Below are 14,681 nucleotides of genomic sequence, written 5' to 3' on the forward strand. Positions count from 1 at the left end.
CCACCCAAACAACTAGCAACAAGATGAGAACACGTATCATAAAGGCCTTCTCTCTAGGCCTCATGGCTTGCGCCTTTGCCCTCACCTCATGCCGAAAGGATGAGCCCGTCATCCCCAAGCCAGACAATAAACAGACTACGATAGACGAGATAGCCAAGGTGCGCATCACACTGAGCAATGGGCACCTGCACGGCACGAAGGTCTTCCACTATGTCCCATCAGGGGGTACGTTCACGTATCGGAATATCTACGACCGACAGGAATATACCTTCGTCAAGAATGGGGACCAGTGGGTGCTCTCCAGTGATGCTCCCTATACAGACTTCATCGGCTACCAAGTCCAGCAATACGACGCCAACGACCCCACCTCTGCAGCGCCTGACTATGGAGCCATCATTTACCTCTACAATGCTAAGGGAGAGCTCATCAACGATCAGTATGCCTCCGAGGCTAACCGCCCCTACTATCAGTTCTTCTTCTACCCCACGGAGGCTAAGGACTTCGATGGTAAGAGTATTAGCTTCGACGCAAGCAACCCTACCAGCATACTCAAGTATGTCTACTGCGATACGAACGTATGGAACAAGTCTGCGAGCAAGAGCCCCCAGGATGACAAGGGGAATAAGCTCTACTACTTCCTCAAGGACACAGAGCCCATTGGTATCAAGGGGTACTTCCAGAATCCTACAATCAGTCAGTTCACGCTGAACATCGACCTGTGGCACAGCCCCAAGGGGAAGCTAGAGGAGGGTAAGGCCTCTCCCTTCTATGCGCCTAATGCTACGGTTAAGTCAGGGAAGCAGCTCCTCCACATGAGTCTGCCAATGAATGTCTATGCCTCCAAGGACTTCCAGGACGAGGTTGTCTCCTACATCAGTACAGACTACGACCGCAGGGTAGATGCAGCTCCCGATAACGAGAAGGAAAATATTAAGCCAGAGCCATACCCCTTCGAGAAGCTATCGGATAAGAACAAGGTATATGCATTACGTATCGTGAAGCTCCTTGGTGCTAAGGACTGGGAGAGCGTCTCGCTCGACTTCTTCCGCTACTACAAGAGCTACAAGCATAACAACGATCCCGAGGGCTACTTCTAGCCCCCTCCCTCCGATAAGGATATAAGTAACAGGGCTATCCACTTCTCGTGGATAGCCCTGTTACTTATATGGTATGATGGAGAGTGGTTGCTTACTTTGAGAAGAAGCTCGCACGCTCCTCGTAGCGACGGCTGACTACCTCCCAGTCAATGATATGCCAGATCTGCTTGAGATGCTCGGCACGTCTATTCTCGTAGTCGAGGTAGTAGGCGTGCTCCCAGACATCTATCCCGAGGATAGGGATAAGGCCAATCGTGACAGGGTTGCCCCCATTAGGCTCCTTGTCGATATAGAGGCTACCATGCTCATTTGCTGCTAGCCACAACCAGCCGGATCCGAAAATCGAAGTACCAGCCTTCTCAAACCGCTCACGAAACTTCTCGAAGCTCCCAAAGCTACGTTTAATAGCCTCAGCCAGGGCACCCTTCGGCTCCTCGATCTGTTTCATATTGGCAGGTTTGAACTGCGTGAAGTACAGGTTGTGGTTCAGTAGCTGACCAGCATTGTCAAAGACCGAACCACTAGCGAACTTCACCAGCTTCACCAGATCCCGCTCCATGATCTTATTCTCAACGAGTAGCTGGTTTAGCTTCGAGACATAGCCAGCTAAGTGCTTGCCATGGTGTAGCTTCACCGTACGCTCGCTGATCACAGGCTCAAGGGCGTTCGTTGCATAGGGTAGTGCAATGAGCTGGTGGACTGCGCCGTCTGCCATGCCCTGCTGGAGGGCAGCTGTGCGGGGCTGAAGCCCTGCCTCACTACTTACCTTACCCCCCTCCTGTGCCGAGAGCATAGGGGTAGAGAGTAGGGAAAGGGTTAGGAGGGTCAGCGGGATGATGCTTCGTCTTTTCATTGTAATAGTGGGTTAGTCGTCGTAGCGGACGAGCTGTAGCTTAGCGTTGAAGTACGCCTCCAGCCCTGAGCTCAGCTCTACCTTATATCCTCGTCCCTTACGCTCGATCTGCTTGATGGGGTCACCAGCATGGCGAGCATTGAGGGTCTTGGTAATCTGGGCTGGGATGAAGCCAAGGGGCATAGTGTTGTACTTAGCATCGACATCCTTCCACAGACCATTGGAGTTGAAATCTATTTCTGTACCATCGGAGAGAGTTACCTCGTAGGTCGTGGACAGAAAGTCGCGATCCAGCTTGACTAGGACAGCGCTACGGCCAGCGAAGTACTTGGTCACAAACTGCTGTGCAGCTTTAGGGAGCTCATTGAACTCGATGATGCGATCGTTATCTGCTCGGAGTGTCGTCACCGACAGGGCGAGGAACGCGAGGGCAAAGGCCAAGAATCTCTTCATAATGAATGTGAATCTATGTAGTTTATAAAATACGAAACTACCTTTATAACCAGCGGTAAGGAGAAAAGGTTGTTTTACACCAGTTTATTCTCAGTGTATGCGTGTATTTGGGCATGAGTTCATCAACCCTTTCAGATGTGGCTTGTATCGAGCTTATACTGAATGAAATACGAAGGATGAAAAATTAGTGATGACGAGTTACCATAAGTCGTTACAGAGAGTTGTGGTAACTTGCTTCAGCGAATTATAGTAAGTCCTCGAAGCGAGTTGTGGTAACTCGTTTAGACGAGTTATGGTAAGTTGTTATCGCCTCTTCACAAGCCTCGTATTTAGGGTGTTTGTGAAGGGTAGAGGAATAAGGTATACGGAGGAGGGAGGAGAGCTAAAAAGAAAAGAGCGAAGAAGCAGCCATCATAGGGCGTCATCTTAGTCTATGGACTGTGTAGATGAGCTTAACCGAATAGCTACTTCAACGCTACGTAGAGTGGCTATACCTAATGTGCCGAATGCGTGTTAATACATCATCAAGTGTCTAATTGCATGCACCCATGCCTGCCGCTCTTGGCTTGTTGTATTATTTCTTAGGACTGTCTCTCGACAAGCGAGGCAAAATCGCCGTGGCGAGCTAGCAAATCATCGGGAGTACCACACTCGGAGACTGCACCATCTCGTAGCACAACCACTTGGTTGGCTCTACGGATGGTACGCATACGATGAGCTATGATTAGTACGGTCTTATCCTTCACTAGTTCGCTGATGCCTTCTTGCATCAACGTCTCATTCTCTACATCGAGGCTTGCCGTGGCTTCATCTAAGAGGATGACAGGGGCATTCTTCAGCAAGGCTCGTGCAATGCTGATACGCTGTCTTTCACCTCCAGAGAGCTTCTGCCCATTCTCCCCGATTACAGTCTCGTAGCCGTCAGGTAGGCGGGTGATGAAGTCTTCGCAACGAGCTAGTCGAGCGGCTTCCCTCACCTCTTCGTCTGTAGCACTTTGCCTCCCGATACGGATGTTCTCCAGTACTGATGTGTTGAAAAGTACCACGTCCTGAAAGACAATAGCGAAGTGGCTAAGTAGGGCTTCGGGATCAATCTTCGAAATGTCTTCTCCTCCCAGAGTAATCAGACCATTATCAATATCCCAGAAGCGGGCAGCAAGCTTTGCAATTGTACTCTTTCCTCCACCCGAAGGACCTACAAGTGCCGTGATCTCGCCTTGCTTGGCAGTAAAGGATATATCTCGAAGTACCTGCTTGCCTTCCTCGTAAGAGAAGTCCACATGAGAGAAGGTAATATCATAGCTACGGAGTGTGTAGTCGGTCTTCCCTATCTGTGTAGGCATCTCCTCTATCTCGCGCATACGCTTGATACGTACATCGAGGTAGCTGAGGAGGATGGAGTAATTGAATACCTCCTCCACGGGAGCATATACCCCAGCACCAAAGACGAGGAAGATGAGGTACGTCATCAGGTCTACCTTACCTGTCTCTAGGAGGGTAATCCCCGTAATGATGACAGAGACGAGGCCTAGCTTGAGTAGAGCTACAGAGGTATTGATCAGCACACTCCCCGTAAGCTCATCGCGAACCATCTCCTTCTCTAGGGCTATGAGTGAGAGATTGAGATCTCGCAGGTATGCCTCTTCCCCATTGTAAGCTTTGATCTCCCTAATGTTCTCGATGCCTTGTTGGATATCCTCCGTCACACGGCGCTTGAGCTGATAGTTCTCTACAAAGCGCTGGGCGACCAGCCTCCTAGCAAAGAGAATAACGACAAGTGCAAGAGGTACGACCCAGAAGATCGAGAGAGCTAATCGCCAATCATAGAAGAAGAGTCCGAGAGCTATGAGGAGAACACTAATGACCGCAGCAAAGAGTTGAGGCACAGCATGAGAGAAGGTATGCTCTAGCTCGGTATTGTCAGCCATCACTGTCGAAGTGAGGTCGGAGAGGTCATGTTGTCCGAAGAAGGCAAGCGGGAGGCGACGGAGCTTCTCCGCCACTCGTATTCTACGGTTTGCACTCTCGTTATAGACAGCCTCGAAGGTACTCTTGTATTGTAGTCCACTGAGTATATAGAGTATGACAGAGAAAGCGATAGCTAGCCCTGCATAGAGCGTCCAGCTATATGTCGGCTCGCCCATGCCCAGTAGTGGACGGAGGTAATCTGAGAGGAAAAGGAAGATAAAGGTGATGGGGAGGATAAAGGCAATGTTGAGTAACGTCGTATAGAGTACACCTCGCTTGAAGTCCCTCTCCCCAGAGGGTGAAAGGGCGAGGCGATGTTGAAGGAAAGTCATAAGACGTAATAGAAATAGAGGTGAATATGTCAGCTTAGATATTCCATGCCACTGCTTTGTGGTACTCAGCCCACATATGGGCATAGAGTCCACCTTGGGCGAGAAGTTCGTCATGTGTACCTTGCTCTGCGATACAACCCTTGTCAATGACAAGGATATGGTCTATATGCTGGATCGTTGTCAAGCGATGTGCAATCATGAGTGCTGTTTTCCCTCGCATGAGTTCGGTGAGCGCTTGTTGGATTAAAGCTTCATTCTCTGGGTCTGCGAAGGCTGTAGCTTCATCGAGGATAACGATAGGTGCATCCTTCAGTAGGACACGAGCTAGTGCTATACGCTGCTGTTCTCCCCCTGAGAGATATACTCCGTCCTTGCCCCCTATCTGTGTTTGGAGTCCTTTGGGTAGTTGCTCTACGAAGCTCTGGCACTGGGCAAGACGAAGTACCCGATGGATGTCCTCCTCTGTAGTGTGTGTAGACCCGTAGACAATGTTATCCCTCAGTGTGGTTTTAAAGAGGCGTGCATCTTGGAAGGCAAAGGATACCTCCCGCATGAGTTCTGTCTTGGCCATATCCCTTACATCCACACCTCCGATAGAGATTGTGCCTTCTGCTACGTCCCAGAAGCGAGGAACTAACCGTGCAATTGTCGTCTTTCCTCCGCCAGAGGGTCCTACAAGAGCAAATGTTTTCCCCTCAGGGATATGGAAGCTGATGTCTCGCAGGGTGTCTTCGCTTGCTCCAGGATAGCGAAATGAAACATGCTCAAAACGTAGGTCATGTTGCTTGGGGAGAGATGTAACCTTGGGGTAAGATAGAGGCTCCGTACCTTGTGTTAGGCTCTCCATGCGGTCGATGGCTTGCCCCGCATTATAGAGCGAATACTGTAGGTTCATGATCTTCATGACACTCCCCGTAAGGATTGGGGTGATGAGGATATAGAGTAGCGTGTCAGAGATTGTCCCTCCATAGTCTCCTCCGTGATGGATGATAAGCATTGCTGTCGGGACGAGGAAGAAAGGAAGAGCATGAATAAATGTCTGATAGAGCTGCATCCTCACCCTTAGACTCTTTGTGTACTGGGTGACTAGGTCTCGGTAATTAATTATGCTGTCATAAAATCGTTTAAACGAATAGACCGTCTGCTGGAAGACCTTAACTACAGGGATCCCTCGTACATATTCCACAGCCTCACCACTGATTACCTCCAGAGCAGCAAGGTACTGCTTTTGGAAGGTATTTGTCTCGGCTTTCATCATTGTGGCTATCGTAAGGAATGCCAGTAGGATTGGTATGAGACATGCTAGCCCTAGCCTCCAGTCGAAGACAAAGATCAGAATGAAAACTAAGACAGGAGCTAGGATACTGCCCACTAGGTCTGGTAGGATATGAGCGATGAAGGTGTGCGTCTCTGAGGCATTCTCATCAATCACCTTGCGTATCCGCCCTCCACTCTGCCCGTCAAAGAAACCTAATGGCAGAGCGAGGAGTGAGTGCATGGCACGTCTACGCATGTTTACCTCCACACGGAAGGCTGCTAGATGTGATAGCATCCCCGAGGCAAAGTAGCAAACGAGACTTCCCACAGCTGTTGCGAGTGCCCACAGTGCGTAGCGCATCACATGGGTATACTCCACGCTCCCACTGAGGAGTGTACGGATAATCAGCCAAATGAAGAAGTAGGGGAGAAGTGAAAGTACTCCACTCAGAGCAGAGAGGATGAGAGAGATGGGTAGTAGGCTCGTCCTGCCCTGCATATAGTCTTTGAAGCGTTTGAGTATATCCATCATACTGTATTTATTTTTGGCTAGGTATGTCCTTCGGGGACTTCCTGATACCTACCTAGCTCTGGGGGCAAAGGTAAGAAAGCCAGCTACTATTACCAAGCATTAATCGCCTCTTTATAAGCCTCTTTGAACGATGTGCAAGTTGTGTTTAGTCTCACCTTCTCCCCTCCTACCTTGGGGGATGCTTCTTCCTCTAGTTCATTAGATACATATATGTGGGTATTTGCTGTATGCATAGTGTCATACGAGATCCCATGTACGTAACCACTATGATGCAAGCTCGGTGCATAGGAAATAGTCGCTCATTGTCATTTAATTCTCTCTCCTTCTTTATTCGGTTACTACCCTTTGTAAATGTGCCTAAATAGGGGCTTTTCGAGAGGGGCAAAACGACTTGCCATAACTCGCCGTAATGACTTACCATAACTCATTTAAACGACTTACCACAACTCGCTGCGACGAGTTATGGTAAGTCGTTTAGAGGCATCCTCACACATTCATATCAGCCTGGTTTACAGATGACTAAACAGGGATATTGGCACAAGTAAACATGAGTGATTGAGGGAAAAGGAAGCATATCCAAACAAAGTAGCCCCTAGGTACTAGGGTACCTAGGGGCTACTTCATGCCATCCCCTCAAGCAAGGGGACTAGAGATGTTGGGCTTCTTATGTAAAGACGCTCAACAAAGAGAAAGAACTACTTGCCGTCCTCAAGTGGGAAGCGGAAGGGCTTACCATTATCATCTACGAAGGTTGATCCCTTCTTGTCGGTAATATGATAGCCATTCTTAGACCAATCCCAAATGCCCGTTTCATCCTCGGTAATAACACCGGTACTGGCATCACGCTTCTTACCATTGAGAGGGAAGTAGCAAATGAGGTTTTCGTCATTAGGATCGACCATCTTCCAGACCGAAGCCTTAATCTGTTCAGCCGTACGAGCAGATTTATAGATACGCACCTCACGCACCAGCTCATTCGCGCCACCGATCCAGACACCCTTCATCGTGTATACCTCACCGGGACGAATCTGGTCACGTGCAACCTCAACGCCATTTACGTAGACAATAACATTGGTATTGTCATAGACGAAGGAGAGCATGTACCACTCGTTGGGCTTGGCAGAAAGCTTATCAGCTGGTATATCAATCTGTCCACCGGCAGTCTTTATCTGTAGCTGATTGGTCTGAATGGTCACATCACCAAAGCGAATATAGATTTCGTGGTTGACACCACCATCCGTCTTACTACCGAAGACAGATCTATTATTCTGGCTATAAGCACTACGGCGAACCATTGCCTCGTACGTCCAAGTACCCGTAGAAACCGTCTCGGGGAACATCGAGACAATCTCACTACCACCTGACTTCCAGACTTTCGTCAACGTAATCTGGTTAATAAAGAGGTAAGCTTCCTTCTGAGAATTGATAATCTTGCTATCGCTTGAGACAATCTCCAAAGGAAGGGCATACGTGCCACCTGAGAACTGGAGCCCCTTAATCTTAACTGGGATAGACAGGTGCGTCTGATTGGGAGCGAAGGTCAGTTCACTTGGGAGCTCATACATTGACTCAGGCAGGAGTACAAAGTTCGTGTTGTTCTCCTTATTATAACGGTCAAGCTGAGCCTTCCCTCCCGAGCGAATGGTAACCTTTACAGCAGAGCCCTGGGGCTTAGCAAGTGCCACACGCAGAGCCGTGTTAGTCTCATTTGCTCCATCCGCAAGGAAGAGCTGAGCCGAACCTGTTTCCTTGGGTACATAGACCCCTTGAGCCGTCTCAAACTGACCTGCGTTATCCTTATAAAGCTCGTTTTGGCAGCTCACCAGTAGAGCTGACGCAAAGAGCGCATATACTAGTTGCTTCATGATTTTCTCTTTACTAGCTCATTATTCGTTCTCGAACTTACCAGGCTTTGTCTTATTGGCATACTCAAGAGCCTGACGAAGCCATCGGTAAGGCAGATTGTTACTCTTGTCATATTCCATATGATAAGTCCCAATACCTGCGATACGGTTTCCATTGGGGAGGTCAAGAACACCATAGTCTGTGAGCTGATGCCCACCAGGCATATTTTGGATAACTGGATCATTTGTGCTGTAGCCAGGTAGACCTCCATTTTTCCAGAACTTCTCGAACTCAACCGTGATGATTGTCTTCGATTGCCACTTATCAAGGTGTGAACGTCTGATCTTATTCAGCACGTCTGAGGGACTACTTTCGTAATAGGCTTGATAGATATAGAAGTCTATCATCTTAGAAGCCTCAGTGGAAAGACAATAAGGCTCACCATCGAAGACCAGCATACGACCCTTGGGATGAAGGCGGTCATACATTGTTTTGACAAACTCGTACATGGCTTTATTACCATCAGGAGAGATCGTCGAGGAATTGGCGAGGTTACCTGAGTGTCCATAGTTAGGCTCGTAGTCGATATCAAAACCGTCAAAGTTATACTTCTCGATCGAGTCACACAGCGCATTGGCATAGGCACGTGCAGCAGCGACCTTGTCTCCACCACCCTTGACATTCAGCCAATATTCCTGTTCTCGCCCCTTATATTCGACAGGGGTGAGTGGACCACCTAGGTCTTGGACAATCCAGCAGAGTAATGCCTTCCCTCCATTGACCTTTTGGAAAAACTTCAAGTCTTCCTGCTGCGCCTTGGTCAGGGGAGGACGTGTACCCCAAATGGAGACAAAATCAACACCATCAGGAAGCATCTTTAATTGCTTCATGGGGTCTTTACCAAGCCCTGTCCAGTTCCCATACCAGCCGAACCCTCTTACATGAGGCTTCTTACGCTCCTCACGTACCTTAGCAAAGTATTCGCGCTGCTTGTCGGAGAGCTGATCCTCGGTACGTATGTCGATGAGAGGAAGCTCCACCTTGGGCTTCTCTGGGGTGATACGCTCAATCGGTCCCTGATGCTCAGGGAAGGTCTTGCGCTCGGGTTCAGTCCACTTTGCACAAGAGGCAAAAGTGATCGTAGCCACAGCTACGAGTATATGATTTGTCAGCTTCATGATTTAACTTGTCTTATTTCTAGTTGTTCGGCTGCTTAGGGCGATTGTCACGCACCCACCAGAGCTTTGTACTTCCCTTGTCTGGACCACCTAATAGAGAGGGGACAACCTTTAGACTTGGATTTGTCGTATAGGATTGATCAGAGAAAACAAAACGCTCTGGTGCACGGGCGTCAGCAGGAGCATCGATACGTCCAGCTGCAGCCCTATCAGCAGGCTTCATGATGAAAGGATAGCCGGTACGACGATATTCCGTCCAAGCCTCTACCGAATTAGGGTAAAGAGCAAGGTACTTCTGGGTAATGATCTTCTGCAGCTGTTGTTCCTTCACTTCATCAGCTGTACCCGATGTATCATCCCAGCTTGGAGACACATTACCTTCCGAAATATCATCAGAGTAACCAGCAGGATATACAGGGCTGACAGTAGAGCTGTTGTATGGACGAGGCTTACTTGTGGAGGAGAGGTATGCTCCAAGCGCGGCCCCTTGCTCCTCAAAGGACTTGCGTACACCTTCCTCATAGAGAGCCTTTGTATCACCTGATGTTAGGCCATAGAGTGAGGCCTCAGCCAAGAGGAATGAAGTCTCAGATGCACGGAACCAGAAGATATTCGTTGCCTCATCAGTGTTTGGCTTAGAGGCATCAGCAGCTCCACCATTATCACTACGTGGCAGGGTATACTCTGGTGCAATCGGATAATACTCAGGTAGCCAAATTTTAGCTACGCCGACGAAGTACTTTGCGATACGGGTATCATCATAACCCTTTAGGTAAGACCAAATCGTAGCCCCCATACGTGTCTCATTGTAACCAATGGCTGCAAGGTAAGGGTTGAGTAGTGGTTGCTTAGCACTGCTTTTGAGAGCTGCCTGATCAGCAATATCCTTAATCGGACCACCATTCTCCTGGGCTTTGGCAATGTACTCTTGTGCAAGATTGGGATCCTTAAAGTGAACACGTACAGCCAATCGAAGCATCAGTGAGTTAGCAAGCTTTGCCCACTTACGAGCATCACCATTATAGATCAGGTCATATCGTGAGGCAACATTCGCACCACCCTGAGAGAGGATTTTAGCTTGCTCATAGAGCTCCTTGAGCATCTCACGGTAAACCACTGACTGAGCGTCTGGCGTAGGAGTGATATTACCATCACCTGCGGTTGTATAGACGATTGGGCCAAAGCCATCGGTCGCACGTGTCCAAGCAAGCACCTTCATTGTATTAGCAATTGCTAGGACTTGCTTCTCATAGGAGCCAGTAGAGCCCTCGAGAGCTTGCTTGAGTTCTCGATAGGAGGCTGCGAAGTTAGAATACAGCACCTCGTAAATGTACTTCATTCGCCCCCCGTTACCGAAGTTCCAGTTCGACTCAATGTTGAAGTTCCAGTTGTTATTATTCCCAAAGTAGCCGATATAGTTACCCGAGGAATAGAGGTCTGTAGCGGCAAGGTCATTCCCTGGACCAGTAGTCTCAGATGGAGCCCCAACAGGGACGACCTTAAGTTGCATAGTCAGAAGCGGAGCTCCATAAGAGAGTCCATCGCGCAGGAGTTCTTCCTTCGTTACCCCCAGACGATCTGTATTGACTTCCTCTTGGTTGCAGGAGGCAAGGCTTACGAGAGCGAGAGCTGGGAGGATATATTTCTTTAGTTTCATAGAGCGAAATTCTTTCTAGTTTTCTAGGATAGATACGCTTAGAAGTTGAGCTTCAAGCTAGCACCAAGCGTACGTTGGCTGGGGAGCATGAAGTAGTCGTATCCCTGTCCAAAGGTACCAGTAGATGCAGTAAGCTCAGGGTCATATGGAGCCTTATTGTAGATCATCCATAGATTAGTACCATACACAGAGAGTGAAGCACCACGAACGGCCTTCCCCAGGAAGCTCTTATTGATGAAACTCTGTGGGAGACTATAGGTGAGACTCATCTCTTGCAGACGAACATTCGTGGCTGAATAGACGTAGTAAGCATCAAGCTGAGAAACGGCATCATAGTAGATACGCGGATTGACATCAAAGCCAGGGCCAAGGTTTACTTTCCCTTGTGCACGAGCATCCGCTGTGGCTTGTGATACGCCGAACTTATCCAGAGTTGCTTGTGTCTTTGAAATCACAATACCACCGAGGCGTGCCGTAAAGAGCACATTCAGATCAAAGCCCTTGAAGCTAAAGCCATGTCGCCAACCAAGGTTCCACTTTGCATTCACAGAGCCGAGCTTATAGGGGGCTGTGGTCATCGTGCGGAGTGGTGCACCTTCTTCGTATACTAGGCGCCCCTTTGAGTCTCGCTCTAGGGCCTGCGTAGCATAGACATCCCCGATCTCTCCACCCTCACGTAGGCGGAAGCGTCCGACCTGAAGGTCGTTGAGGTCTACACGCTGCTTAGTAATAGGGTTGTAGACACCTGAGCCAAGACGGATAATCTTATTACGGTTAGCTGTAGCCGTGAGGCTTGTGTTGTAGCCAAACTGACCAAACGTCTTGTTAAACCCTAGGGTCATTTCAATCCCTCGGTTGCGTACATTACCTGCCTGCACATAGAGCTTCTTATATCCCGTGCTAGCATCTAGGTCTGTACCGAGGAGCTGATTATAGGTATTAGACTGGTAAATCGTAGCAGCAAAAGATAGAGCCCCATCAAACCAGCGAGAGTCAATCCCTAGCTCAAAGGAGCGAGTGCGCTCAGCCTTGAGGTTCGGAAGTGGGTAGTAGTCGAATGGTTCAAGCTTTCCACCCTTGAGCTTACGAGTCTGCGTACCTGGAGTTAGACCAATGAAGGGGATAGGTGAGCCAACCTCGGTATAAGAGCCACGTACCTTAAGGAAGGTAAGAGCGGGACGGAGTGCAGCACGCGCTTTATCACCGATAAGTTCTGTTACGATAGCCGATACACCGACAGATGGATAGAAGATCCAGGGATCTGCACTATTGACCAGCTGTGAAGGCTTGTCCGTACGCCCCGTAACTGTTAGATAAAGAGCGTTACGCCAAGCTAGCTCAGCGGAGCCAAAGACTGCGAAGTTGCTCTTACGTTCCCCCGTCTGCGAAGGCGTAGCATTAGCGGCGTCAATATTCGAGTAGATGAACTTATTCGCTATACGAAGTAAGTCACCAGCATAACCACTCCCCTTCGAGTCATACTCCTCGTAAGAGGTACCAACGTTTGCGGTAAGGTGATAGTCTCTTGCGACATCCCCAGAGTAGTTCACCATGAAGTCTACATACTGCTGCTTGTAGTAACCCGAGGAGTAACGATATGTACCGAGAGGCTTAGCCAGCGTAGAGGTTGTCGTTGCATAACGCTTGTCTTCATTCTCCGTATCTGTCTTATCCAAACGGGCACGACCTGCGACATTTAGCTCCTTCGAAATATCATACTTCAGTAAGCCAAAGAGCATGTAGCGATCCTTGACTTCTGGGCGAAGGTTACGATAGGCTACCCAGTAAGGGTTCTGAGCCTCTAGCCCCATATCGCCTGGTCCCCACTGCTGTACGCTGTAGTGACGTGCGTCATCGTAACGCTCAAAGTGCTTTTCCTGATCGAAGTCCATACCTCGTGGATAGAGATAAAGCCCAACGATAGGGTTAAAGTACGTACCGAAAGAGACCATATTATTGGCATACTCACGTACGTAGTTTGCTGTCACATCAAGAGTAAGCTTATCATTCAAGAATTTCGCTGTGTTACGCAACGACACATTGTAGCGATGATAAGCGTTATTGGGGACAATCCCTCTAGAGTTAATCGACGAAGCCGAGAAATAAGTCTGGTTCTTGTCCGTACCCGTAGAGAAGCTAAAGGCGTTGTTGAAGGTCGTCCCCGTTCTGAAGAAGTCCTTTACGTTATGCTTTGATGGTGTAGCAAGCTTATCTCCCCACGAAGAGACTTCACCGGGCTTGTTCCCATAGATATTTTGGAAGCGTGGGAGGATAAAGGGATTGGAGAACTCTGTAGAGCTGGAGAAGTTCGCACGGAACTGCCCCGCTACCCCCTTCTTTGTATTGATAAGTATTACCCCATTCGCTGCTGAAGCACCATAGAGTGCTGCCGCCGAAGGCCCTGTAAGGACGGAGATCGACTCTATATCCTCAGGGTTGAAGTTCGATATGCCTTCGCTGGAGGTACGTCCTGAACCAAAGCCCGAGCCGTCACCAGCACGGTCTGCATTATTCCCAATAGGCACCCCATCGACCACGTAGAGCACGTTGTTGTCTCCCGAGATAGACTTATTACCGCGCATGACGACACGAGTACCACCGCCGACACCAGAGGAGCTGCGCTGGATGTTTACCCCAGCGACCTTACCTGAGAGGCTGTTCATGAAGTTGGCATCCTTGACAGTAGTCAGAGCATCGCTCTTCACCTCTTGGACATTATAGCTCAGAGCCTTCTGGCTGCGCTTAATACCAAGAGCGGTGACAACGACCTTGTCTAGCTGCTTGTCAGCTGAGGCCATATTGATGACCAACTCTGTTTGATCCCCTACGACGACCTCTTGCTTCGTGTAGCCAACGTAGGTAACGACTAGCGTTGCGCCAGCCTTGACATTCTTCACGGTGAACTTCCCGTTGATGTCCGTCAGAGCGCCTTGACCAGACGCACCCTTGACCATAACAGAAGCTCCGACCAGCGGCTCATGATCGGCAGCATCACGCACGACACCGCTGATGCTCTTCCCCTGGGCCATCGCAGAGACAGCCACGAAGAAGATACTCATGAGGAGAAATAATAGTTTCTTCATATCTGAATTGTATAAAATAAGACTCTACAGTACAGCACCATAGGCCGACCTCAGTATATTTGCCACAACGCCAAACAAGGGGGTACTCCTTTAAGCTGGGAACTTCCTAAAGGAATTTGTGTTCCAAAAGGCCCATCCTCGATATAAACGCCGAAAGATAATTCGCAAGGCTATCTTTTCCTAAGTGATGCGTCCGCAAAAATAGGAGAAAAAAGCTATTAAATGAAGGGTTTTTGAGGGAATGGTACTTATTAAATTTATTAAGAAAGTATTTCCACTTGCTGCACCCTTCACAAACGCCCTAAAGACAAACTAAGTCACGACATCACAACACCTTATACATAAATATTTACACTCAGTTAAAACATGTTATCCGAACTCATATTTTCTCCGATTTGCGAATGCAGAACAAAAAAACGAGCTTTT

The 14,681-nt window shown here is 48.8% G+C and carries 9 protein-coding genes; 1 reads left to right on the forward strand and 8 read right to left on the reverse strand.

Annotated elements, in window-relative coordinates:
• Nucleotides 1-23: 23 nt before the first annotated feature.
• Nucleotides 24-1,097 carry a hypothetical protein gene (locus HMPREF0636_RS05770; RefSeq protein WP_044169096.1) on the forward strand — a complete coding sequence of 358 codons (1,074 nt, stop codon included), beginning with the start codon at nucleotides 24-26 and terminating at the stop codon, nucleotides 1,095-1,097.
• Between the two features lie 91 nt (nucleotides 1,098-1,188).
• Here the strand turns inward: HMPREF0636_RS05770 and HMPREF0636_RS05775 are convergent, their stop codons facing one another.
• From HMPREF0636_RS05775 to HMPREF0636_RS05810, 8 genes are all read right to left on the reverse strand, one after another.
• Nucleotides 1,189-1,812 (reverse strand): superoxide dismutase, encoded by a 624-nt coding sequence (locus HMPREF0636_RS05775; protein ID WP_044169207.1) that lies wholly within the window; start codon nucleotides 1,810-1,812, stop codon nucleotides 1,189-1,191.
• Between the two features lie 150 nt (nucleotides 1,813-1,962).
• Complete coding sequence (locus HMPREF0636_RS05780; RefSeq protein WP_044169097.1) at nucleotides 1,963-2,403, reverse strand: PepSY-like domain-containing protein; 441 nt, start codon at nucleotides 2,401-2,403, stop codon at nucleotides 1,963-1,965.
• Nucleotides 2,404-2,984: 581 nt separating this feature from the next.
• Nucleotides 2,985-4,703 (reverse strand): ABC transporter ATP-binding protein, encoded by a 1,719-nt coding sequence (locus tag HMPREF0636_RS05785; RefSeq protein WP_044169098.1) that lies wholly within the window; start codon nucleotides 4,701-4,703, stop codon nucleotides 2,985-2,987.
• Nucleotides 4,704-4,737: 34 nt separating this feature from the next.
• The gene (locus HMPREF0636_RS05790) at nucleotides 4,738-6,492 is read right to left on the reverse strand and encodes an ABC transporter ATP-binding protein (RefSeq protein ID WP_044169099.1); all 1,755 of its coding nucleotides are present in this window, start codon (nucleotides 6,490-6,492) and stop codon (nucleotides 4,738-4,740) included.
• Nucleotides 6,493-7,187: 695 nt separating this feature from the next.
• Nucleotides 7,188-8,357, reverse strand: coding sequence for a DUF1735 and LamG domain-containing protein (locus tag HMPREF0636_RS05795; protein WP_044169100.1), 1,170 nt, complete (start codon nucleotides 8,355-8,357; stop codon nucleotides 7,188-7,190).
• Nucleotides 8,358-8,378: 21 nt separating this feature from the next.
• On the reverse strand, nucleotides 8,379-9,515 hold the full coding sequence (locus HMPREF0636_RS05800; RefSeq protein WP_044169101.1) for a glycoside hydrolase family 18: 1,137 nt from the start codon (nucleotides 9,513-9,515) through the stop codon (nucleotides 8,379-8,381).
• 19 nt (nucleotides 9,516-9,534) lie between these two features.
• Entirely contained in the window at nucleotides 9,535-11,172 is a 1,638-nt protein-coding gene (locus HMPREF0636_RS05805) for a SusD/RagB family nutrient-binding outer membrane lipoprotein (RefSeq protein ID WP_044169102.1), read from the reverse strand.
• A gap of 38 nt (nucleotides 11,173-11,210) precedes the next feature.
• Nucleotides 11,211-14,255: a SusC/RagA family TonB-linked outer membrane protein gene (locus tag HMPREF0636_RS05810; protein ID WP_044169103.1), complete on the reverse strand. Its 3,045-nt coding sequence runs from the start codon at nucleotides 14,253-14,255 to the stop codon at nucleotides 11,211-11,213.
• Nucleotides 14,256-14,681: the final 426 nt, after the last annotated feature.

The sequence above is a fragment of the Porphyromonas catoniae ATCC 51270 genome (assembly GCF_000565015.1).
Classification (GTDB): domain Bacteria; phylum Bacteroidota; class Bacteroidia; order Bacteroidales; family Porphyromonadaceae; genus Porphyromonas; species Porphyromonas catoniae.